At 69.7% G+C, this 22687-nt stretch carries 22 protein-coding genes and 2 pseudogenes; 17 read left to right on the forward strand and 7 right to left on the reverse strand.

The window, feature by feature from the left end; genetic code table 11:
- The first annotated feature begins 7 nt into the window (after positions 1-7).
- From ACXJJ3_RS11920 to ACXJJ3_RS11945, 6 genes are all read left to right on the forward strand, one after another.
- Complete coding sequence (locus ACXJJ3_RS11920; protein ID WP_458170053.1) at positions 8-1063, forward strand: LacI family DNA-binding transcriptional regulator; 1056 nt, start codon at positions 8-10, stop codon at positions 1061-1063.
- A gap of 124 nt (positions 1064-1187) precedes the next feature.
- Positions 1188-2120: a carbohydrate ABC transporter permease gene (locus ACXJJ3_RS11925; RefSeq protein WP_458170054.1), complete on the forward strand. Its 933-nt coding sequence runs from the start codon at positions 1188-1190 to the stop codon at positions 2118-2120.
- Positions 2117-2959: a carbohydrate ABC transporter permease gene (locus ACXJJ3_RS11930; RefSeq protein WP_458170055.1), complete on the forward strand. Its 843-nt coding sequence runs from the start codon at positions 2117-2119 to the stop codon at positions 2957-2959. The genes ACXJJ3_RS11925 and ACXJJ3_RS11930 overlap by 4 nt, the downstream gene beginning before the upstream one ends.
- Positions 2960-2970: 11 nt before the next feature.
- A complete protein-coding gene (locus tag ACXJJ3_RS11935; protein WP_458170056.1) occupies positions 2971-4320 on the forward strand; it encodes an ABC transporter substrate-binding protein in 1350 nt (449 codons plus the stop codon).
- A 26-nt stretch (positions 4321-4346) separates the two neighbouring features.
- Positions 4347-6086 carry a beta-galactosidase gene (locus ACXJJ3_RS11940; RefSeq protein ID WP_458170057.1) on the forward strand — a complete coding sequence of 580 codons (1740 nt, stop codon included), beginning with the start codon at positions 4347-4349 and terminating at the stop codon, positions 6084-6086.
- Positions 6086-6802 carry a TSUP family transporter gene (locus ACXJJ3_RS11945; RefSeq protein WP_458170058.1) on the forward strand — a complete coding sequence of 239 codons (717 nt, stop codon included), beginning with the start codon at positions 6086-6088 and terminating at the stop codon, positions 6800-6802. Before ACXJJ3_RS11940 ends, ACXJJ3_RS11945 begins: the two co-directional genes overlap by 1 nt.
- 5 nt (positions 6803-6807) lie before the next feature.
- On the opposite strand, the gene ACXJJ3_RS11950 is transcribed toward ACXJJ3_RS11945, so the two are convergent.
- The gene (locus ACXJJ3_RS11950; protein ID WP_458170059.1) at positions 6808-8184 is read right to left on the reverse strand and encodes a nucleobase:cation symporter-2 family protein; all 1377 of its coding nucleotides are present in this window, start codon (positions 8182-8184) and stop codon (positions 6808-6810) included.
- 100 nt (positions 8185-8284) lie between these two features.
- Here ACXJJ3_RS11950 and ACXJJ3_RS11955 point away from each other — a divergent pair.
- From ACXJJ3_RS11955 to ACXJJ3_RS11975, 5 genes and pseudogenes are all read left to right on the forward strand, one after another.
- Positions 8285-8350 (forward strand): annotated as a pseudogene (locus tag ACXJJ3_RS11955) (hypothetical protein); the annotation flags it as partial.
- A gap of 80 nt (positions 8351-8430) precedes the next feature.
- Entirely contained in the window at positions 8431-9057 is a 627-nt protein-coding gene (locus ACXJJ3_RS11960; RefSeq protein WP_458170060.1) for a sigma factor-like helix-turn-helix DNA-binding protein, read from the forward strand.
- A gap of 40 nt (positions 9058-9097) precedes the next feature.
- On the forward strand, positions 9098-9325 hold the full coding sequence (locus tag ACXJJ3_RS11965; protein WP_458170061.1) for a DoxX family protein: 228 nt from the start codon (positions 9098-9100) through the stop codon (positions 9323-9325).
- Positions 9326-9355: 30 nt separating this feature from the next.
- Complete coding sequence (locus ACXJJ3_RS11970) at positions 9356-10576, forward strand: ROK family protein (protein WP_458170062.1); 1221 nt, start codon at positions 9356-9358, stop codon at positions 10574-10576.
- Between the two features lie 116 nt (positions 10577-10692).
- Positions 10693-12498 carry a bifunctional metallophosphatase/5'-nucleotidase gene (locus ACXJJ3_RS11975; RefSeq protein WP_458170063.1) on the forward strand — a complete coding sequence of 602 codons (1806 nt, stop codon included), beginning with the start codon at positions 10693-10695 and terminating at the stop codon, positions 12496-12498.
- A 54-nt stretch (positions 12499-12552) separates the two neighbouring features.
- Here the strand turns inward: ACXJJ3_RS11975 and ACXJJ3_RS11980 are convergent, their stop codons facing one another.
- From ACXJJ3_RS11980 to ACXJJ3_RS11990, 3 genes and pseudogenes are all read right to left on the reverse strand, one after another.
- Positions 12553-13656 carry a VanZ family protein gene (locus ACXJJ3_RS11980; protein ID WP_458170064.1) on the reverse strand — a complete coding sequence of 368 codons (1104 nt, stop codon included), beginning with the start codon at positions 13654-13656 and terminating at the stop codon, positions 12553-12555.
- Positions 13657-13682: 26 nt separating this feature from the next.
- Complete coding sequence (locus tag ACXJJ3_RS11985; protein WP_458170065.1) at positions 13683-14192, reverse strand: SLAC1 family transporter; 510 nt, start codon at positions 14190-14192, stop codon at positions 13683-13685.
- Between the two features lie 67 nt (positions 14193-14259).
- Positions 14260-14571 (reverse strand): annotated as a pseudogene (locus ACXJJ3_RS11990) (SLAC1 family transporter); the annotation flags it as partial.
- Between the two features lie 31 nt (positions 14572-14602).
- Here ACXJJ3_RS11990 and ACXJJ3_RS11995 point away from each other — a divergent pair.
- Positions 14603-15580: a helix-turn-helix transcriptional regulator gene (locus ACXJJ3_RS11995; RefSeq protein WP_458171883.1), complete on the forward strand. Its 978-nt coding sequence runs from the start codon at positions 14603-14605 to the stop codon at positions 15578-15580.
- Here ACXJJ3_RS11995 and ACXJJ3_RS12000 read toward each other — a convergent pair.
- Both ACXJJ3_RS12000 and ACXJJ3_RS12005 read right to left on the reverse strand, forming a co-directional pair.
- Positions 15532-16098, reverse strand: a complete 567-nt coding sequence (locus ACXJJ3_RS12000; protein ID WP_458170066.1) for a helix-turn-helix domain-containing protein — start codon at positions 16096-16098, stop codon at positions 15532-15534. The genes ACXJJ3_RS11995 and ACXJJ3_RS12000 overlap by 49 nt on opposite strands.
- Before the next feature lie 173 nt (positions 16099-16271).
- Positions 16272-16967, reverse strand: a complete 696-nt coding sequence (locus ACXJJ3_RS12005) for a hypothetical protein (RefSeq protein WP_458170067.1) — start codon at positions 16965-16967, stop codon at positions 16272-16274.
- A gap of 45 nt (positions 16968-17012) precedes the next feature.
- On the opposite strand from ACXJJ3_RS12005, the gene ACXJJ3_RS12010 reads away from it, so the two are divergent.
- Positions 17013-17417, forward strand: coding sequence for a MarR family winged helix-turn-helix transcriptional regulator (locus tag ACXJJ3_RS12010; RefSeq protein ID WP_458170068.1), 405 nt, complete (start codon positions 17013-17015; stop codon positions 17415-17417).
- Here the strand turns inward: ACXJJ3_RS12010 and ACXJJ3_RS12015 are convergent.
- Entirely contained in the window at positions 17389-17922 is a 534-nt protein-coding gene (locus ACXJJ3_RS12015; protein ID WP_458170069.1) for a LysR substrate-binding domain-containing protein, read from the reverse strand. The genes ACXJJ3_RS12010 and ACXJJ3_RS12015 overlap by 29 nt on opposite strands.
- Between ACXJJ3_RS12015 and ACXJJ3_RS12020 the strand changes: the two genes are divergently transcribed.
- The 4 genes from ACXJJ3_RS12020 to ACXJJ3_RS12035 all read left to right on the forward strand — a co-directional run bounded on the left by ACXJJ3_RS12020 (position 17828) and on the right by ACXJJ3_RS12035 (position 22683).
- On the forward strand, positions 17828-18760 hold the full coding sequence (locus ACXJJ3_RS12020; RefSeq protein ID WP_458170070.1) for a hydantoinase/carbamoylase family amidase: 933 nt from the start codon (positions 17828-17830) through the stop codon (positions 18758-18760). The genes ACXJJ3_RS12015 and ACXJJ3_RS12020 overlap by 95 nt on opposite strands.
- Positions 18761-18783: 23 nt before the next feature.
- Complete coding sequence (locus ACXJJ3_RS12025) at positions 18784-19677, forward strand: pyridoxal-phosphate dependent enzyme (RefSeq protein WP_458170071.1); 894 nt, start codon at positions 18784-18786, stop codon at positions 19675-19677.
- Positions 19678-19774: 97 nt separating this feature from the next.
- Positions 19775-20950, forward strand: a complete 1176-nt coding sequence (locus ACXJJ3_RS12030; protein ID WP_458170072.1) for an ROK family transcriptional regulator — start codon at positions 19775-19777, stop codon at positions 20948-20950.
- A gap of 68 nt (positions 20951-21018) precedes the next feature.
- A complete protein-coding gene (locus ACXJJ3_RS12035; protein ID WP_458170073.1) occupies positions 21019-22683 on the forward strand; it encodes an ABC transporter substrate-binding protein in 1665 nt (554 codons plus the stop codon).
- Positions 22684-22687: the final 4 nt, after the last annotated feature.

The raw sequence follows: 22687 nt of genomic DNA on the forward strand, positions 1-22687 counted from the left end.
TGATCTCATGTCGAACCAGGCCAAGCCGTCGCGGCGCGGAGTCAAGGGGCATCCGAAGTCGGGGCCTTCGATCGGGGACGTGGCGCGCTTGGCCGGGGTTTCGGCGCAGACTGTGTCGCGGGTGTCGACCGGGGCGGAGCCGGTGCGTCCGGAGACCAAGGAACGGGTGCTGGACGCGATGCGCGAACTCGGGTACGCGCCCAACCACGCGGCCCGCGCACTCCGGCGCGGCAACTTCCGGTCGATCGGGCTGATCGCGCACCAGGTGATCCGCACCGGCGAGTCGAAAACCATCGAGGCGGTCATCGAAGCGGCCCGCCGCGAGGGGTACTCGGTCAGCCTGGTCGACGTCGAGACCCCCTCGTCGAGCGACGTCAGCGACGCGGTCCAGCAGCTCAACCACCAGGCGATTGACGGCCTGATCATCATCCGCGCCGAGACCGCCACGCCGACCGCGCTCGCCCTCCCGCCGACGCTGCCGGTCGCGGTCTCGGACTCGCGGTTCATCGGCCATCACCCGGCGATCGGCGCGGACCAGGCCGGCGGCAGCAAAGCCGCCGTACAGCATCTGCTGGACCTCGGCCACAAGACCGTGCACCATCTCGCCGGCCCGGACGACTCCGGCCCGGCCGACCTGCGCGCGACCGCCTGGCGGCAGACGCTGGAAGAGGCGGGCCGCAAAGTACCGGCGATCCTCCGCGGCGGCTGGTCCGCGGACTCCGGGTACGAACTCGGCAAAGCGATCGCAAAGCGCAAGGACGTCACAGCAGTCTTCGCCGCGAACGACGAGATGGCGTGCGGCCTGATCCACGCCCTGCACGAGGCCGGCCGCGACGTACCGCGCGACGTGAGCGTGGTCGGCTTCGACGACATCGACCTGGCCGAACACTTCTGGCCGCCGCTGACCACGGTCCGCCAGCAGTTCCAGCAGATCGGCAACGAACTGGTCGAGCTGATCCTCCGCCAGCTCCGCCAGCGCGCCCCGCTCACCGACTTCCACGGCACCGTCGCGGCACCGCTCGTCGTCCGCGAGAGCACCGCCGCACCCCGCAAGCGCCGCTGACCCTCCAGCTCGGGCCCGGCTGACTCCTTCGTCACACGCCCCTAGACATGTTCACGTAAACAAGCTAGCGTCCGGCTCAGATGTTTGCGTAAACAGAAACGAACAGAAACGGAGGTCGACGGACATGGCGGAGTCCGTGGCCCAGCAGCCGGCGCACCGGGTGGTCGTCACCCCCGCGACCCGGCGCAAACGGTGGTCGAAGGACGGGAAGGGCTGGCTGTTCGTCGGCCCGTTCCTGGTCGTCTTCGCGGTCACCTTCCTGGCCCCGATCGGGTACGCGATCTACCTCAGCCTGTTCCGCGAGCAGGCGTTCTTCGGCGGCCGCACCTTCGTCGGCCTCTCCAACTACGCCGAGGCGCTGCAGGACCCGAAGTTCTGGGAGTCCTTCGGCCGGGTGGCGATCTTCCTGGTCGTCCAGGTCCCGGTGATGCTGGTCCTCGCACTGCTCGCGGCGCTCGCGATCGACAGCGCCCGGCTGCACGCGGCCGGCTTCTTCCGGATCGTGATCTTCCTGCCGTACGCCGTCCCCGGCGTGGTCGCCGTCCTGATGTGGGGCTACATCTACGGCGACAACTTCGGCCTCGTGGCGAACCTCAACGACCTGCTCGGCACCGCCCTGAAACCGCTGAGCGGCAACTGGATGCTGCCGTCGATCGCCAACATCGTCACCTGGGAGTTCGTCGGCTACAACATGCTGATCTTCTTCTCGGCGCTCCGCACCGTCCCCGGTGAGCTGTACGAGGCGGCGGCGATCGACGGCGCCGGCACGTTCCGGACGATCCTCGCGGTGAAGCTGCCCGCGCTCCGCGGCGCGATCGTGATCGCGACGATCTTCTCGATCATCGGCAGCTTCCAGCTCTTCAACGAGCCGAACATCCTGCGCACCCTCGCGCCGAACGTGATCAACACCTACTACACCCCGAACATGTACGCCTACAACCTCTCGTTCGCCGGCCAGCAGTTCAACTACTCGGCCACCGTCGCGATCGTGATGGGCATCATCACCGCGATCATCGCGTACGTCGTCCAGCTCCGCGGCTCCCGGGAGGCGCTGTGAAAACCAAGCGCTCCAAAGTCCTGACCGCGGTAATGGTGCTGTACTTGCTCTACACAATCGTCCCGCTCGCCTGGCTGTTGCTGAGCGCAACCAAGACCCAGGACGACCTGCTCTCCACGCCAGGCCTGTGGTTCGGCAAGAGCTTCGCGTTCTTCGCCAACATCAAGGACACGCTGACGTACGACGGCGGCATCTTCCTGCACTGGCTCGCCAACACGGTCCTGTACGTCGTGGTCGGCGCCGGCGGGGCGACGCTGCTCGCGACCGCGGCCGGCTACGGGCTGGCGAAGTACAAGTTCGCCGGCCGCCGCGCGGTGTTCGCCGTACTGCTCGGAGCGGTCGCCGTACCGGGCACCGCGCTCGCGGTCCCGACATTCCTGATGTTCTCGAACCTCGGCCTGACCAACACCGTCTGGGCGATCATCATCCCGTCGCTGGTCAGCCCGTTCGGCCTGTACTTGATGTGGGTGTACTCCGCCGACGCGGTCCCGCCGGAGCTGCTTGAGGCGGCCCGGATCGACGGCGCCGGCGAGGTCCGCACATTCTTCACGGTGGCGCTCCGGTTGCTTGCCCCCGGCATCGTCACCACCTTGCTGTTCGCGATGGTCTCGACCTGGAACAACTACTTCCTGCCGCTGATCATGCTCAGCAAGCCGAATCTGTACCCGCTCACGGTCGGGCTCACCCAGTGGAGCAACCAGGCGACCGGAGTGGGCGCCCGCCCCATCTACAACCTGGTGATCACCGGATCGTTGCTGACGATCGTTCCGCTGGTGATCGCCTTCCTCCTTCTCCAGCGCTTCTGGCAGTCAGGCCTGTCCGCTGGTTCGGTCAAGTGAAAGGCACCAAGATGAAGGTAAGTCGGTGGGGCATCCGGCGGCTGGTGGTCGCCGGAGCCGCGCTCACGGCGCTCGCGGCGGTCGCCGCCTGCGGCGGTTCCAGCACGTCGAGCAGTTCGAGCAGTTCGAGCACCGGTTCGCCGGACGCGGTCGACGCGGCGTTGAAGGCGGGCGGCGAGCTCACGTACTGGAGCTGGACGCCGTCCGCGCAGGCGCAGGTCACCGCGTTCATGAAGCAGTACCCGAACGTGAAGGTGAACCTGGTCAACGCCGGCACCGGCAACGACCAGTACACCAAGCTCCAGAACGTCATCAAGGCCGGCTCCGGCGCCCCCGACGTCGCGCAGGTCGAGTACCAGGCGCTCCCGCAGTTCGCGCTGCCCGGTTCGCTCGTCGACCTGAACCAGTACGGGTTCTCGCAGTACGAGTCGTCCTACACCGCCTCCACCTGGTCCTCGGTGCACGCCGGCAGCGGGCTGTACGGCCTCCCGCAGGACTCCGGGCCGATGGCGCTGTTCTACAACAAGGAGGTCTTCGCCAAGTACGGGATCGCCGTACCGAAGACCTGGGACGAGTACGTCGCCGCCGCGAAGAAGCTGCACGCCGCGAACCCGAAGGCGTACATCACCAACGACTCCGGCGACGCCGGGTTCACCACCAGCATGATCTGGCAAGCCGGCGGTACGCCGTTCAAGACCGACGGCAAGAACGTCACGGTCAACCTGCAGGACGACGGCTCGAAGAAGTGGACCGGCACCTGGAACCAGCTCGTCCAGGGCGGCCTGGTGTCGAACATCCCCGGCTGGACCGACGAGTGGTACAAGGCACTCGGCGACGGCACGATCGCGACGCTGCCGACCGGTGCCTGGATGCCCGGCGTGATGGAGTCCTCGGTGAAGGCCGGCGCCGGCAAGTGGGCGGTTGCGCCGATGCCGACGTACGACGGTCAGCCGGCCACCGCGGAGAACGGCGGCAGCACGGAGTCGGTCCTCAAGCAGAGCAAGAACCCGGCACTCGCGGCAGCGTTCGTCCGCTGGCTGAACCATGACGAGGGCGTCAAGACGTTCCTCGCCAGCGGCGGCTTCCCCGCGACCACCGCGGACCTCAAGGACCCGGCGTTCGTCGGCAAGGCCAGCGCGTACTTCGGCGGCCAGAAGATCAACGAGGTCCTGACCGCGGCGGCGGGCGATGTCGTGAAGGGCTGGACGTACCTGCCGTACGAGCTCTACGCGAACAGCATCTACGGCGACACCGTCGGCAAGTCGTACCAGAACAAGTCCGACCTCAACACCGGCCTGAAAGCCTGGCAGGATGCCCTGGTTTCGTATGGTAACCAGCAGGGCTTCCAGGTGAACGGCTGACAAGGCCTCGAGAGAAACGAGATCCCGTGCCCGACTTCGCGATCGGCGAGTCCGACTTCCTGCTGGACGGCCGCCCGTTCCAGATCATCTCCGGTGCGCTGCACTACTTCCGGGTGCACCCGGACTGCTGGGCCGACCGCATCGCGAAGGCGCGGCAGATGGGGCTCAACACGATCGAGACGTACGTCCCGTGGAACCTGCACGCGCCGCGCCCCGGCGAGTTCGGCAGCACCGGAATCCTCGACCTCGGCCGCTTCCTGCGCGAAGTGGCCGCGGCCGGGATGTACGCGATCGTCCGGCCCGGGCCGTACATCTGCGCCGAGCTCGACAACGGCGGCCTGCCGCCCTGGCTGCTGCGCACGCCGGGCATCGGAGTACGGCGGTACGAGCCGCAGTTCATGACCGCGCTGACGTCGTACCTGGACAGCGTGCTGGAGATCGTCCGGCCGTTGCAGATCGACCAGGGCGGACCGGTTCTGCTCGTGCAGGTGGAGAACGAGTACGGCGCTTTCGGGTCCGACCAGACGTACCTCAAGGCGTTGACCGAGGTGATCCGCGCCCGCACCACGGTCCCGCTCGTCACGGTCGACCAGCCGACCGACGAGATGCTCGCCGCGGGCGGGCTGGACGGCGTACTGCGGACCGGGTCGTTCGGGTCCCGCGCCGCCGAACGGCTGGCGACCCTGCGCCGGCACCAGCCGACCGGGCCGTTGATGTGTATGGAGTTCTGGGACGGGTGGTTCGACTACTGGGGCGGGCGGCACCACACCACCTCGGCGGCCGACGCCGCGGCCGAACTCGACGCGCTGCTCGCCACGGGCGCGTCGGTGAACATCTACATGTTCCACGGCGGGACGAACTTCGGGCTGACCAGCGGCGCGAACGACAAGGGCGTGTACCGGGCGACGATCACGTCGTACGACTACGACGCGCCGCTCGACGAGGCCGGCCACCCGACCGAGAAGTTCTTCGCCTTCCGCGACGTGATCTCGCGGTACGCCGACGTACCTTCCGCGGTGCCGGCGGCGGCGCCGTCCGCGCCTGAGTTCAACGTTGCATTGGCGGACCCGGTCGGCCTGCTCGCCTGCCCGGGCGGGACCTGGTCGGAGCATCACGCCGTACCGACGCTGGACGACCTCGACGCCCGGCTGGCGATCTTCCGCACCGAACTCCGGCACGGCGGACCGGCCGCGCTGTCGTTCGGCGAGGTGCGTGACCGGCTCCAGGTGTACCTCGACGGCGCGCCGGTCGGCGTACTGGAACGGGAACGGCACGAACGCACGATCATGCTCCCGCACACCCGCGGCCGTCTCGAACTGGTCGTCGAGGACATGGGGCGCGTCAACTACGGCCCCCGCATCGGCGAACCGAAGGGCCTGATCGGTCCGGTGACGCTGGGATCCGCGGAACTGGACGACTGGTCCGTGTGCGTGATCGACCTCGACCACCTGCCCCGGCTGTGGCAGTCCGCCGGCGCCACGCCCACCACGGTCGGCACCGGTCCCACCGCCTGGCGCGCAACCTTCGAGACGGACGCGACGTCCGACCTGTTCCTGAAGACCGATGCCTGGGGCAAGGGTTACGCCTGGATCAACGGCTTCCCGCTCGGCCGCTACTGGCGCCGTGGGCCCCAGCAGACGCTCTACGTCCCCGCCCCCGTGCTCGTTGACGGCACCAACAACCTGACCGTCCTCGAACTCGAGACCCTGGAATCCCCCACCGCCGGCTTCGCCGCCGGCGCCTGGCTCGGCTACACCGACCTGTAGTGGAACTCCTGCTGCTGGGCGGAGTCGTCCTGCTCGGAGCGTTCGTGCAATGGCTGACCGGCATGGGCTTCGCGCTCGTGTCGGTCCCCGCGCTGGTGATCGTGCTCGGGCCCGCCGACGGCGTCACCTTCGCGAACTGCGCTGCCGGCGTCGTCTGCCTGCTCGGCCTGGCCCGCGGCTGGCGTCACGTCCGCCTCCGCGCGATGGTCCCGCTGATCATCGCGGCCGCCTGCACCGCCCCGATCGGCGCCTGGTTCGCTCGCGTCCTCCCCGCCCCCGTACTGCTGACCGTCATGGGTGCCCTCGTCACGCTCACCGCGACGCTCCTGCTGATCGGACTCCGGATCCCCGCCCTCAAAGGACTTCCCGGCGCCCTCACCGCCGGCGCCACCGGCGGTTTCATGAACACCGCCGCCGGCCTGGGCGGTCCACCCGTCTCGCTGTACGCCGTCAACGCCGACTGGACCATCCGCGAATTCGTCCCCAACGCCCTGTGCTACGGCGCAATGGTCAACCTCTTCTCGCTGCTGACCCGCGGCGTCCCACCCCTGACGGCCCCGCAATGGCTGGCCACCGCCGTCACGCTCCCCCTGGGCGCCGCCCTCGGCGCCCTCCTCGCCACCCGCATCCCCAACTCCATCGCCCGAACCCTCGTCCTCCTGCTGGCCCTGACCGGCGGCCTCCTCACCACCACCAAGGGCATCGCAGCCCTCTGAGAACGCTAGGACTCGGTCGGCAGCGTGTTCCCGCGTTCGTCCGGTGCCGCCGCGAACACCGACGGCTTGTCCTTCACCAGCGCACGCCAGCGGTTGAAGAACAGGTTGAGCAGTACGGCGGTGACGGCCGCGGCGCTGATGCCCGAGTCCAGGACGACGCCGACGCCCGACGGGAACTTGTCCCAGAAGTGCGGCCGCGCGATCGGTACCAGGCCCATCGCGATCGCCACCGCGACCACGACCAGGTTCAGGTTGTCGGCGTACTCGACCCGCGACAGGGTCCGGATGCCGCTCGCCGCGACCGATCCGAACAGTACGATCCCTGCCCCGCCGAGCACGGGCGCGGGGATCGCCGCGACCACCCGGCCGAAGATCGGCACCAGCCCGAGCAGGACCAGCACCCCGCCGCCGACCGCGACGGTGAACCGGGACTTGATCCCGGTGATCGCCACCAGCCCGACGTTCTGCGCGAACGCGCTCGCCGGGAACGCGCCGAACACCGGCGCGACGGTGCTCGACAACATGTCCGCGCGCAGCCCGTTCGCGACCCGCTTGTGGTCGACCGGGGTCTCGACGATCTGCCCGATCGCGACGATGTCGGCCATCGTCTCGGTCATGATCACGAAGATCACGATCGTCATCGCGACGATCGCGCCGGCGTCGAACACCGGCGTACCGAGCCCGAAGATCGGCGGGAACGCGACCACCTTCCCGTGCGGTACGGCGGAGAAGTCGGCCTTGCCCCACGGGACCGCGACCAGGGTGCCGGCGATCATCCCGATCAGGATCGACAACCTGGACACGAATCCCTGGAAGACCCGGCTGATCACCAGGATCACCAGCAGCGTCAGGCCGGCGAGCGCGATGTTGCTCGGGTTCCCGTACCCCTTTGCGCCGACCCCGCCGAGCGCCCAGTCGAACGCCACCGGCAGCAGCGACACCCCGATCACCGTGATGATCGACCCCGTGACGACCGGCGGGAACAGCTTGACCAGGTGCGCGAAGAACGACGACGCGATCACGCCGACCACGCCCGCCACCAGGATCGCGCCGAACACCGGCCGGACCCCGCCGTGCGACGCGATCGACACCATCGTGGACACGCTGGCGAACGAGATCCCTTGCACGATGGGCAATCGGGCACCGAACGGTCCGAGTCCCAGCGACTGCAGCAGCGTCGCGAGACCGCTGATGAAGATGCCGGCCGTGACCAGCAGCCCGATGTCCGGCGCGGACAGCCCGGCCGCGCTGCCGACGATCAGCGGCGGCGCGATCAGCCCGCCGTACATCGTCAGGATGTGCTGCGTGCCGTAGACAAGGAGCTGCGGGAAGGGCAGCCGTTCGTCTTCGGGGCGGGCGGGTGCAGCGGTGGTGGATGCCATGTCTGCCTCCTCAGCGGAGCGCTTTTCCGGTCTACGGAAAGAAGATTCCGAACAGCGATAGAGTGGCACACGGGTGAAACGGCGTCAACGGTTTGTTGAAGTGCAATCTGGCTTGTTCGCGGAGCATCGGGGATTGCTGTACGCCGTCGCGTACCGGCTGCTCGGGAGTGTGGCCGATGCGCAGGACGTCGTACAGGACGCCTGGCTGCGCAGCGCGGCGGTCCGGCGGGAGTCGTACGTCGGCCCGTGGCTCCCGGACCCCTGCTCACCACGCCGGATGCTGCCGAGGACGTCGTACGGGCGGACTCGGTGTCGACCGCCGTACTGCTCGTCCTCGAGGCGCTGTCGCCGACCGAGCGGGCGGTGTTCGTGCTGAACGAGGCGTTCGGGTACAGCTACGCCGAGATCGCCGGCGTCCTCAACCGGCAGGTCGCCGACGTACGGCAGCTGGCGCATCGCGCGCGGAAGGCGGTCGCCGCGCGGCGCCGGCGGTACGACACCGATCGTGCCACCCAGCAGCAGGTCACCGAACGGTTCCTCGCCGCCTGCGAGAACGGCGACGTGGAGGCGCTGATGGCGGTCCTCGCGCCGGACGTCACGCTGATCAGCGACGGCGGCGGACTCACCGGGGCGCCGCGCAAACCGGTCGCCGGGCCGCTGGCCGTCGCGCGCGCGTTCCTGGTCGGATCCGGGCGGCGTCCGGCCGGATCGCAGTACGCGATCGAGGAGCTCAACGGGGCGCCCGGCCTCACGATCCGGTCCACGGACGGGCCGGTGCTCGGGGTCACGCTGCACCTGGTCGACGGCGCGGTGCAGGCGATCCACGTGGTCAGCAATCCGGAGAAACTCCGCGGACTGTCACATCCGGCGTAGGTGCCTCGCCCGTGAGGCACCTCTACGGATCGGAGTCCTCGTGTACGCCGCCTACCTGGCCACCACCCTGCTCGGGGCCGGGGCGCTCGGGTTGGTGGCCGGGCTGGCGGTTCCGGTGCTGGGTGTGCTGGCAGCCGGTGGTCTTGTCCTGTACTTCCTCGGTGCGCTCACCGCGCACGTCCGCGCCCGCGCGCTGAACCTCGGCCCGTGGTCCCTCTACTTCCTCACCTGCTTGGCCGCTCTGGTGACCACTGTCCTGTACCGATGAATGGGTTCTTCGGTCCTATGCTGGGCGATCATGGTGGCGGACGGCGGCGATCCCTCGCGGTTGCGGCGGCTCAACGAGCGGGCGGTGCTGGCCGCGGTGCGTGCCGCCGGGGAGCTGCGGGTCGCGCAGATCGTCGAGGAGAGCGGGCTCGGGCGGACTGCCGTCGAAGAGGTGCTGGCGAGTCTGGTCGAACGGCGCTGGCTGGTCGAGGAGAGCCCCGCGATCCGCGGCCGCGGGCGGCCGGCCCGCAGCTACCGCTTCCGCGCGGAGGCCGGGTACGTCGTGGGGCTCGACATCGGCGCGTACTCCGTCCGCGGGGTGCTGGTCGACCTCGACGGCCGGATACTCGCGAACACCCGCCAGACGGTAACCCCCGAACTCCCCCGCGCCGAACGACTCGCCGTCGCCGACGAAGTGGTCACCGCCTGCGCCGCGGAAGCCGGCGTCCCCGCAAGCCGCGTCTGGGCAGTCGGCGCCGGCACCACCGGAATCGTCGACCCCACCGGCACAGTCGTCCAGGCCAACGCCATCCCCGACTGGGCCGGCACCAACCTCCCCACCCACTTCAAGACCCACCTTGCAGTAGCCGACAACGACAGCCAACTAGCAGCCCTCGCCGAACAAAGAAGAGCCTGGCCACCACCACCCGCCGCCGGCGGCGGCGGTCGCGTTGGTGGTGGTGGCGTTGGGGGCTTGGGTGGAGCGGGCTCGGCGCTGCCGACGGACATGGTGTTCTTGCATGCGGGGCGGCGCACGGGGCTGGCTCTGGTGCTGGACGGGAAGTTGCGGCGGGGGGCGTTCGGGGCGGCGGCTGACATGTCCGGCTTGCGTGGTGTGGCGTGGGAGGCGGCTCTCGGCTACTTGCACGACGTCGTGGCGGACGACGTTCCGGTGGTGGACAAGGCCGAGCGGGCCTTTGCCGCTGCGCGTACCGGGGATCGCGCGGCGCGTGCCGCGGTGCGGAGGTACGCGCAGGCGATGGCTGTCGCAGCAGCGACAGCGATTGCGATCGTCGATCCCCGCATGCTCGTCCTCGGCGGCGCGTTCTCACAGGCAGCCGACGTGCTCCTCGACCCGCTCCGGGCCGAGCTGGAGAAGCTCTGCCCGCGCGTCCCCGAGCTCCGCGCCTCCACCCTGGGCGCACTCTGCGTCGCGCTCGGCGCCGCGAGCCTCGCGCTGGACGCGCTCAACGACCGCCTCCTCTCCCCCGCCCGCGGACCGCTTCCGCAGTTGGCCGCACGCAGTATCTGAGTTCCGCCTTTGTTCAGCGGGCCGTTGACGGCCATCCGATCTCGCGGCTTAATAATGTCGGAAAGAGGCAATAATGCGCAAGAACGCGCATCCCCCTGCCAGGAAGTAGGTTCGCTGTGAACAGTCGGATCCGCCGCCGGACGTTCCTCACCGCCACCGGAGCCCTCGCCACCGCCACTGCGGTCGGCGACGTCGCCTACGCCACCCCGCACGCCCTAGACGCCACCGCCGACGCCTCCGGGTACGTCGACGTACAGCTGCTGAACATCACCGACCTGCACGGCTACCTGCAGCCGACGACGCCGAGCCAGGGCAGCGTGATCACCGGCGCCGGCGGCGTCCAGGTGACCGTCGGCGGTGTCGGGTACATGGCCACGCATCTCAAGCGGCTCCGCGAGGGCCGGAAGAACTCGCTCTTCTTCTCCTCCGGGGACAACTTCTCCGGCTGGCCGTTCGAGATCGACGCGCACGCCAACGAGCCGACCGTCGAGGCGCTCAACGCGCTCGGCCTGCAGTTCAGCACGGTCGGGAACCACGAGCTCGACCAGTCGGTGAGCTTCCTGGTCGACCACATGGAGCACGGTGCGCCGTACCCGGTGAACGGCCGCGACGACAACTTCGTCGACTCGACCGGCCACAAGTTCCGCGGCGCGAACTTCCGGTTCTACACGGCCAACATCGTGCACAAGGACACCGGCCGGACGATCGTCCCGCCGTACAACATCGAGTGGGTGGACGCCGGGCACGGCAAGAAGCTGCCGATCGCGTTCATCCACCTGACCGTGATGGACACCCCGACGGGCTCCACGTCGTACCAGCCGGGCCTCAAGTCGCTGTCCGACGTCGAGCAGGCGAACAAGCTCGCCGCCCAGCTGAAGGCCCGCGGCGTGAACGCGATCGTGATCAACATCCACGACGGCGGCGTCGCCGGGAACGACTACAACGCGGGCACGAACCCGTCCGGCCCGGTGTTCCAGCTGGCCGCGAACGCGTCCCCGGACATCGCCGCGATCGTCACCGGGCACTGGCACTGCCGGTTCAACATGATGGTCCCGGACCCGAACGGCGTACCGCGGCCGGTCGTCGAGGCCGGCAACCACGGCTCGCTGATCAACGAGATCAACCTCAAGCTGGACCCGCGCACCGGCGAGGTGATCCGCGAGCTCACCACGTCGACGAACCACGCGAACACCCGCGACGTCCCGGTCGACGAGGAGCTTCAGCACATCGCCGACTACTGGACCGCGAAGGGCCAGAAGCGGTACGCCGCCCCGCTCGCGAAGATCACCGGCGACTTCACCCGGACGGCGAACGCGTCCGGCGAGAGCACGATGGGCAACCTGGCCGCGGACTTCGCGTACTGGGACGCGAACCAGCACCGCGACGGCCGCGCCGACCTCGCGCTGATCTCGACCAAGCCGGTGTCCGGGTCGAACGCGCTGACCGGCGACCTGTTGTTTGCCAAGGGCACCAATGCGGCCGACGCCGACGGGACCGTGCTGTTCGGCGAGGCGTGGAACGCGTTCGGGTACGGCAACCCGATCCTGACCGTCACGCTGCCGGGGACCCAGCTGCATGCGGCGTTCGAGGCGCAGTGGGTGCCGCAGGCGAACGGGACCGTGAAGTTCGCGCCGTTCGCGGTGTCGCAGAACGTCAGCTACAGCTACGACACCGGCAAGCCGATCGGTCAGCGTGTCGACCCGACGAAGGTCCTCATCGACGGCAAGCCGCTCGACCTGACGCGGAACTACCGGGTCGCCGCGCTCGCCTACACGCTGATCGGCGGCGACGGTACGACGGTGTTCACCGGCTTCACCGACCCGGTCCGCAACGACCGCGACCACGAGGGCTTCATCGCGTACCTCCGGGCGCACCCGGTCCTCACCCCGTCCACGCTCGACCGCGCCCGTCCGGTGAGCTGACCTGCAAGGCCGGCGGCGGACTCCCGACGAGAACGTCCGCCGTCGGCCGGTGCATCAGACGTCGACCGGCAGATCCGCAGATTGTCGATCGTCGACAATCTGCAGGCCGCTGACCAGCCCGGACATCCCCGGGTGCGTCTTCGGCCGCCACGCGCACACGAACGCCCCGAACTGCAGCAACCCCGCGAGCCCGTCGAACGACTCGACGTACGTCGCGAGCCCGGAGAGCACGAAGTACCCGAAGCAGCCCGCCGCCAACGCGACGACCATCCGCCTGCCCGGCCGACCGCCGTCCGGAGCGACCCGTCGAAGCCGGACCGACAACTGCCCGATCGTCGCCTGCCGTTTGCTCAACGCCGGGACCGCCAGCAGCAACACCGCCGGCAGCCAGGTGGTCAGCACGACCTGGACGAACCGCCCACCGCCGGACTGGTACAGCCAGTGCCCCGACACCGTCACCGTGATCAGGTTCGCCAGTACGCCGAACGCGCCGCCGAGGACCGTCACCGAGACCAGGTCGATGATCATCCCGAGCCAACGCCGCCGGGTCGTCACGGGCCGCGGTTCGTCGACCGTCGCGCCCGGCGTCCGCCGATCGATCAGCCGCAGCGCCGGCGCGAGCAGCAGCCCGACCGCCGTACCGAACGTGTTGGTCAGCAGGTCGTCGACGTCGAACAACCGGTACGGGCAGTCGAACAGGAACCAGTTGCCGGTCAGCTGCGTGGTCTCGATCAGCAGCGAGACACCGAACCCGGCGAGCACGATCAGCACCGGATTGCGCCGCGTGTAGTGCCGGAGGTACGCGCCGAACGGGATGAACAGGAAGACGTTGAACACCGTCTGCTGCACCGCCGGATTCACCAGCAGCCCGCCGGCGCCGCGCGCACGTTCCTTCGCGATGTCGTCCAGGAACTGGAACGGGTTCAGTTGCGGATGGGTCAGCGCCTTGTGCGCCGCGCACCACGCGTCGTCGATCGTCGGCACCGGGAACAGCACGTACGCCACCACGGCGAGCCCGTAGACCAGCGAACTGAACGCGAGCAGCAGCGCCCCGAACCCCAGCTCACCCCGCCGCCGATAGGTCCGGTACACGAACGGCGTGAGCAGCACGAACGCCAGCGCTACGCCACCGACAACGGCCAGGACAGCAGGCAACACCCGGGACACGGTGGGAACCCTAGCCGTCAATCACCCTGAGTCGGTCGACGGACACTCTGAGCGAGGTGCCGCAGCATCGCGACGAACACGACCAGCCAGGCCGCGAAGGCGACCCACAGCTCCCAGCGCCCGATCGTGCTCACCACGGGCAGATTGTCGGCGTGGCTCAGGTAGATGCCCGCGACGGCGTACATCCCGAGCGGGAACACGATGCTCCACAGCGCCGCGTCGTACTCGAGCGGGATCCGGTGCCGGGTCGCGGCGACCATCGGCGCGTCGGCCATCTCGACGATCCGGGCGCCGGCCAGCACGGTGATCGACAGCGCCCCCATCGACACCCAGTACGGCGCCGTCAGGTCGGCCGGTTTCACCTCGTACAGCATCAGCCGGAGCGCGACGAAGATCCCGGCCGCGCCGTACAGGAAGACCCGCTCGACCGTCGCCGCGGCCACTGCCACCGACTGGCTCGCCACCACCCACACGAACCAGGTCCCGTTCGCGGTCGCCACCACCGGACGCTCGGCCCGCCCGAGCACCGGCGGTCCACGGCACGACGTACCCGAGAACCAGCCAGGCGAGGCCCGCCACCAGCAGCAGGACGAGCGTCATCGTGTGCATCCCGGCCAGCCCGAGCCGTACGCCGAGAACGTTGATCCCGGCAACGAACGTGAAGAACCCGAACGCCCGCCGCGGATCCAGGAAGTCCTCCGCGAGCGCGTCCCGGTACCGGACCAGCCGCCACCCGTTCAGCACCAGCAGGACGACGAACGCCGCCGCGCAGATCACCAGCAGGATCCGCGACAGCAGCACGAAGCCCTCGAGGCTCATCCCGACCGAGACGATCCCGGTGCCCATCACGACCGCGAAGTACGCGGGCGGAAGCCCCCGGACCGCCGACCGCATCCGATCGCCCATCCTCGGAGTCTGTCACGTCTCGTAATTGCCGGTGTATGACTACGGCATGACGGCGCACGGCGTACAGCGGGACAGTGTCCGCAGCAGCGGGCTCGAGGCGACGGTCGAACTGCTCAACCAGGTCTACCCGAACCGGGTCCGGCTGCTCGGCCGGACCCGGGACAACGGCTCACTGGCCCTCAGTACCGCCGACCACGGCGGCGTCGGCGCCGATCGGTGCCGGATGGAGATGCGGTTCGACGCGCTCACCGATCCGTGGCGCGACCTGAACGCGATCTGGCTGATGAAGGGCCGTCTCGGTCTCGGCGACCGGTCCGGCGAGCACACGCTGACCGCCGGCGACACCTTCCTGTACTCGGTCAAGGACGTGATGCGGTTCCGCCCGCGGCCGCTGGAGCTGGTCGTGATCCGGGTCGGCCAGGAGGACGTGGCACGGGTGGCCGCGCGGCACTTCGGCGCCGTACCGGCCGACCTCTGGCCGGGCGCGGGCCGTCCGGTGTCGCGGGCGATGAACACGCACTGGCAGATCCTGTCCGGCTACGTCCGCAAGACGCTGGCCGCGGCGCCGTCGGTCGCGGAGCATCCGCTGATCGCCGGGCAGCTGCTCGAGTACGTCGCCGCATCGATGCTCGCGGTCTTCCCGAACGCGACCATGCAGCTGTCCCACGTCGCGTCCCCGGGATCCGTCGGTACGGCGACCCTGCGCCGCGCGATCGCGTACGTCGACGCGAACGCGGACCAGGCGATCACCGTCGAGGACATCGCGACCGCGGCGGGTACGAGTGCGCGCGCGTTGCAGTACGCGTTCCGCCGGCACCTGGACTGCACGCCGCGCGAGTACCTGCGCCGGGTCCGGCTGGAACGCGCGCACCGCGAACTCCAGGACGCCGGCCCGGACGCCACCGTCGCGGCGATCGCGCTCCGCTGGGGCTTCACGTCAACCGGTTGGTTCGCCCAGCACTATCGGGCGGCGTACGGCTGCTCGCCGGGCGAGACCCTGCGCTGCTGAGCGATCACCGTCGCCAGCTCGTGCCGGTACACCGGCCGCGCCACGTCGCAGGTGTGGGTGAGATGCCGGTTCCGGAGCATCCGCTGGACCTCGTCGACGTCCACGCCGAGCGCACTCGCGGCGGTCGACAACGTCAGCCACCCCTCCCGCAGTTTCGCCAGGACGTCGACGTCGTCGCGGCGCAGCGGCAACTCCTTGCCGTGCGCGGCCAGCAGCCCGGCGGAGATCAGCCGCCGGACGCCGGTCTGCCCGAGGCCGAGGACCGCGCCCGCCTCCGCGACCGACATCCACTGGTCGAGACCTGACTGGACCACGTCGGACAGCAGCAGCCGGCGGTGCGACCGCGACCGGGCCGGCAGATGACCCGCGCGGACGAGTCCGGCGACGCGCTGCGGCGAGATGCCGAGCAGGACCGCGGCCTGCGCGGTCGTGATCAACGGGTCGTCCATCATGAGCGGCTCACCGAGCAACTCGGTCAGCCGTGTCCGATAGTCCCGCGCCAGATCCCCGACCGCCATCGCAACCCCTCCCCAGGTTCGCCGCCGCCATCACGAGCAGTGACACGGGTCCGGGGTCAGGCGCTCTGTGATGAATTCTGACACATACCGCGACGCAGTGACGCATGTCAGCAGCCACGACACCAGCGCGGCCTTCGGATCCCGGCGCGCGGCTTCGCGTTCCGGAGTGGCGGCTATTGGAGCAGGCCGTTCCAGTCGATGGTGGGGCCGCCGTGATCGTTGGCGTTCCGGACGAACTTCGCCGGGTCACCGGCCGCCCGCGGATTCGACGCGAGCCAGGCGGCGACCCGGTCCGGGTGCCGCCGGTCCAGCTCGTCGAGGTACGCCCGGCGCTCCTCGACGACCCGCAACTGCTCGGCGGCCGACCCGGCACGCTGCAGCCCGGGGAAGCTCGCCCGCCAGGCGAGACACAACGCCTCGTCGCTCAGGTCCGCCAGATCCTCACTCGCCTGCACCTTCCGGGCCGGCCGCCGCACAGGCCGCGGCGTACGCACCACCGGCTGTTGGCCGAACCAACCGATCCAGTGCGGTACGACGGCCGGCGCACCGACGACCGCGAGCAGCGCGATCAGCACCGCGGTCCAGGCGCCGGCCAGCGAACCCAGCCCGGCCAGCACGATCGTCCCGGCGCCGGACAGAACGGTGCACTTGGCAACGATCGTCCAGACTTCCCGCGGCCGCCGGGTGGTCTCGTCCGGATTCAGCACGACCAGCGCGATCATCCCGCCGGTGGCTCCGGCCACCGCGAACAACAGGATCAGCACGGACAGCGGCCAGTCAGCCGCGCCGACGACGCCGGCCAGCCCGGCGACACCGCAGAACCCCACCCAACCGATCCGGCACACCGTCGCGATCACTTCGACCTCCACGCTCGCCTCGCGCGGATTTATATCGTAACACGATACTCTAGGCCTATGGAGGCACTGACCAAAGCGGACTTCGAGGCGCTCGCCCGGTTCCGCTTCGGCATCCGGCGGTACCTGCGTTTCAGCGAGCAGACCGTCCGCGAGCACGGGCTGGCCCCGCAGCAGTACCAGTTGATGCTGGCGCTGAAGGGCTACCCGGGTCGCGACTGGGCCACGTTGCGTGAACTGGCCGACCGTCTGCAGTTACGGCACCACAGCGTGGTCGAGCTGGTCGACCGCGCGCAGGCTCAGGAGCTGGTACGCCGTGACCCGCATCCCGACGACGCCCGCTCCGTCCAGGTCCGGCTGACCCCGAACGGCGAACGCGCCCTGGCCCGCCTCAGCGCCCTGCACCGCGACGAGCTCCAGCGAATGTCCGCCGTCCTCACGCTCCCCGAGTGGACCGAGCCGTAAGCGCGGCCCGGACCGCCGCGATGGCCGGGGCGCTCGTACTCCCCCGGCGTACCGCGATCGAGATCGTGCGCGTGGGGTTGCCGTCGAGCGCGCGCGAACGGACGGCGGTGGTGTCGCACGCCTGCAAGGCCAGCCCGGGCACCAGCGCGACGGCCGCCCCGGCGGCGACCAGCCGAACATGCAGCAGTACGTCGGTCGACTCGAACGCGACGACCGGCTCGAAACCCGCCCGGCGGCAGGTCGCCTCGGCCGCCGCGGCCAGTTCACGGACCGCGTCCGGGACCATCGTGTGCGCGGCCGTCTGGAACGTCGCGATCCGGACCCGCCCGCGGACTGCCTCGTGCGCCGCCGCGATCTCCGCCTCGGCCTCTTCGAGGTGCCGGAGGATGTGCTCGGTGTGTTCGACCAGGATGAGCGCCTCCGCGGTCAGCCGGTCGCTCGACGACGCCGGCGTACGGACCCGACGGCCGCTGGTCGTCGCGGCGTGGACCGAGGAGGAGGGCATCCGGTTCGGCACCGACATGCTCGGGTCGGCGGTCGCGGCCGGGCGGCTGAGCCGCGACTACGCGTACGACCTGGTCGACGCGGACGGCCTGCGGCTCGGCGACGAGCTGGTCCGGATCGGCTTCCGCGGCGACCGCCCGGTCCGGCTCGACCCGCCGTACGCCTATGTCGAGTGCCATATCGAGCAAGGTCCGGTGCTCGCCGAGCAGGGGTACGCCGTCGGCGTGGTCACGGGGGTGCAGGCGATCTCGTGGCAGCACGTCACGCTGCACGGCCGGGCCGCGCACGCCGGTACGACGCCGACGGAGCTGCGCGTCGACGCCGGGCTGGCGGCGGCGCAGGTGGTCGTGCACCTCCGCGAGATGGTTGCTTCGGGCAAGTACGGGCGGTTGCGCGCGACGGTCGGCCAGTTGCGGACGTACCCCGGCGTACCGAGTGTGGTCCCGGATCGCGCGGAGCTGACCGTGGACCTGCGGAACCCCGACGACGTGCTGATGGCGGCGGCCGAGGCGGACCTGGCGGCGTACCTGGAGACGTTGGCGGTGCTCGAGGTGGAGACTCGGAGGATGGCGAAGACGACGGCGGTCCCGTTCGACCCGAAGATTCAAGAAGCGATCAGGGCGACCGCGGACGCCCTCGGCCTCCCGACGATGCGGCTGATGTCCGGAGCCGGGCACGACGCACAGGAGCTGGCGGCGATCACGCCGACCGCGATGATCTTCGTCCGCGGGCAGTACGACGGGATCAGCCACAACCCGCGCGAGTACTCGACCCCCGAGGACTGCGCGGCGGGGATCACCGTACTGGCGAACACGGTCGTACGACTGGCCTCGGAATGAACGGCCTCGAGTTCCATCGGAGCATGCCCGGGTACGCGCCGACGCCGTTGATCGAGGTGCCCGGAGCCGGCTGGGTGAAGGACGAGTCGAACCGGTTCGGACTGCCGGCGTTCAAGGTGCTCGGCGCATCCTGGGCGGTGAACCAGGCCCTCGGCCCGGCGCGGACGTTCGCCGAACTGGCCGCGGTGGTCCGCCCCGTCACGCTGGTGACGGCGACGGACGGGAACCACGGGCGGGCACTCGCCTACCTCGCCCGGCAACTCGGGCTGACGTGCCGGATCTACGTACCCGCGGGCCTCCCCGAACCCACCCTGCAAGCGATCCGCGACGAGGGCGCGACCGTCCTCGCCACGGGACGTCCGTACGACGGCGCGGTCCAGCTGGCGGCCGACAGCATCACGAACGACGACGTTCTCATCCAGGACACGGCCTGGCCCGGGTACGAGGACGTGCCGCGGTGGATCGTCGCCGGCTACGACACGCTGTTCGCGGAGATCGACGAGCAGTATCCCGGCGTACCCGAGCTGGTCGTGGTCCCGACCGGAGTCGGGTCGCTCCTGCAGTCCGCGCTCGAGCACTACCGCGGCCGCGCGAAGGTGCTCGCCGTCGAACCCACCACCGCGGCCTGCGTCGGTGCATCGTTGAAGGCCGGAAAGCCTGTCTCCGTTGACACTTCGGCACCGACGATCATGGCCGGGCTGAACTGCGGCACCGTCTCGTCGATCGCCTGGCCGACGATCCGCGACCACCTCGACGCGGCCGTCGCGGTCACCGACGACGAGGCGCGGGCCGCGATGGAGTTCCTGCACGCGCACGGCGTCCCCGCCGGACCCTGCGGTGCCGCGGCCCTCGCCGGCGCCCGGGCAGCCGCATCGCCGGCAGCCTCCGTCGTCCTGATCAGTACCGAAGGCGGCTAATTTCCTTCATCCCTTGACGATGCAGGAATCCCGGACCTACATTCACTTAACCGTCTAGAAAGTATCCAGACGGTGTCCGAACGGACCGAGGTGGCCGATGTCCGGAGGTAGTCCGCGGTTGCTGCGCACGCTCAACGAGCGTGCGGCGATGGAGCTGTTGATCGAGCACGGCCCGTTGACCCGGGCCGAGCTGGAGGAGCTCACCGGACTGTCGAAGGCGTCGGTCGCCGAGGTACTGCGACGGCTCGAGACCGCGGACCTCGTGCACAAGGACGGGTCCAAGCCGAGCGCCGCCGGGCCGCCCGCGCAGCTGTGGGCGATCCAGGGCACCGCCTCGCTCGTCCTCGGCATCGACGTGACGCCGAAGGCGATCGACGTGGCGGTCGCCGACCTCGCCGGCCAGGTGCGCGGCGAGGTGCAGGTCCGGACACCGAAGAAGTACGACGCGGTCGCGATCCTGTCCGACGCCGTGGCCGCGGCCTGTACGGCGGCGGGCGTGGCGACCGAGGACGTCGACCAGGCCGTGATCGGGATGCCCGGCGTGGTCGATCCGCACACCGGGCAGCTGACCTCGGTGCTGCAGGTGCCGAGCTGGTCCGGGTTCCACGTACTGAACTCGGTCCAGGAGGCGCTCGGGATCGAACACGTCCGGATCGAGAACGACGTCAACCTGGTCGCGCTCGAAGAGCTGGCCAAGGGAGCGGCGCGCGGCACCGACACGTTCGTCCTGCTGTGGATCGGCGAGGGCGTCGGCGCGGGCCTGGTGCTGCGCGGACAGCTCTGGCGCGGCGCCACCGGACGCGGCGGCGAGCTCAGCAGCCTGATCGTGCCGGACCCGGTCAGCCGTTCCCGCGTGTACGACGAACAGGGCGGACCGCTGGAAGGAATCCTCGACGCCCGCGCGCTGCTGCGACTGGCCGCCGCGCACGAACTCAAGGCCCGGACGCCGGTGGACGCGGTCCGCACCGGCTTCACCGACCCCGGCCGGTACGCCGGGTTCCTGGACGACCTCGCCTCCCGGATCGCGGTCGCGCTGATCAACGTGGTCGGCATGGTCGATCCGGAGCTCGTCGTCCTCGGCGGCCCCGTCGGCCAGACCGGCGGCGCGGGCCTGTGCGAACTGCTGACCCAGCGCCTGGCCGGCACGTTGCTGGCCCGGACGCCGATCGTGACCAGTGCCGTGCAGGGCAACCCGGTGCGGGCCGGGGCCCTCGAGTTCGGCCTGTCCTTCACCCGCGACCGGATCCTCGAAGCCGGCACCGCCGGCCGCTGATCCACCTCACCTCTTACTCCGCCTTCTTACTCCGCCTTCGCCTCCGATCCTGACCCTGGAGGATCCTCATGACCCTCGATCTGTCCCGTCGCGCCTTCTTCGCCCTGGGAGGCGTGGCCACGCTCGCCGCATGCAGCGGTAACAGCGGCAAACCCGGCGCCGGCAAGGGCGCCCTGATGACCCTGGCGTGCGAGAACAGCCGCACGTTCACCCGGAACTTCAACCCGTTCTCCCCGACCTCGCGCTGGGCCTCGACGAAGGCCATGTACGAGCCGTTGATGATCCAGAACTTCGCCACCGGCAAGCTCGAGCCGTCGCTGGCCACGGCGTACAGCTGGTCGAACGGCGGTCGCCGGCTCGAGCTGAAGCTGCGCAGCGGCGTGAAGTGGTCGAACGGCAAGCCGTTCACCGCCGACGACGTGGTGTTCACCTTCGAGCTGATGAAGGCGAACCCGGGCCTGATCGGTCCGGCCTCCGGCGTCTGGCACGACTTCCTCGGCGCGGTGTCCGCACCGGACCCGGCGACCGTCCGCTTCGACTTCCGCAAGGTGTACTCCCCCGGCCTCTACCTGCTCGTCGGGCAGTACGTCGTCAGCAAGGAGGTCTGGTCCGCGGTCAGCGACCCGGTGAAGTACACCGACGAGAATCCCGTTGCCACCGGCCCCTTCACGACGATCTCGGTGTTCGGCGCGCAGCAGTACCAGCTGACCCGGAACCCGCACTACTGGCAGCCGTTGAACATCCGCGGCCTGAACATCCCGGCGTACTCCGGCAACGACCAGATCGCGGCCGCCCTGGTCTCCGGACAGCTGGACTGGGGCGGTACGGCGGTCGACCCGGACAAGACGTTCGTCCCGAAGGACCCGAAGCACTTCGGGTACTGGTGGCCGCTGACGAGCACGGTGTTCCTCGCGATGAACACCACCAAGAAGCCCTTCGACGACGTCCGTGTCCGCAAGGCGATCAGCCTGGCGCTCGACCGGCAGCGGATGATCCAGGTCGCGCTGTGGGGCAAGAGCGAACCGGGCAACGCGAGCGGCCTGGCCGAGGGCGCGTTCAAGGCCTGGATCGACCCGGCCGTGGTGACCGCCGGCAAGTCCTGGGTGAGTCATGACCCGGCCGCGGCCGCCGCCCAGCTCGATGCTGCCGGCATCAAACTGGTGAACGGCAAACGGGTCGGCCCGGACGGCAAGCCGCTGCAGTTCACGATCGAGGTACCGACCGGCTGGACGGACTGGATCGCCTCGTCGCAGGTCGTGTCGCAGAGCCTGAACGCGATCGGCATCACGGTCGACCTGCGGACCCCGGCGGTCGAGACCTGGACGGACAACACGCAGAACGGCCGGTTCGACCTGACGCTGACGAACAACGACCTGTCCGCGACGCCGTTCGAGTTCTTCCGCGCGATGATGTCCAGCCAGACGTACGTCCCGGTCGGTACGCCGTCGCCGCTCAACCTGCAGCGGTACAAGGATCCACGGGCGGACGCGCTGCTGGAGAAGTTCGCCGCGACCTCGGACCAGGAGGCCCAGAAGGGGTTCTCGCGGCAACTGCAGGCGTTGTTCTCCGAGGACGCGCCGGCTGTCCCGCTGTACGGGCAGCCGAGCTGGGGCACGTACAACACCAAACGGTTCAGCGGCCTGCCGTCGAGCAAGGACCAGTACGCCCCGTTGAACAACCAGGGCGCGGGCACGACGTACCTGATCTGGCCCAAGCTCTCCTACACGGCGTGATCAG

Source organism: Kribbella sp. WER1 (assembly GCF_054189145.1).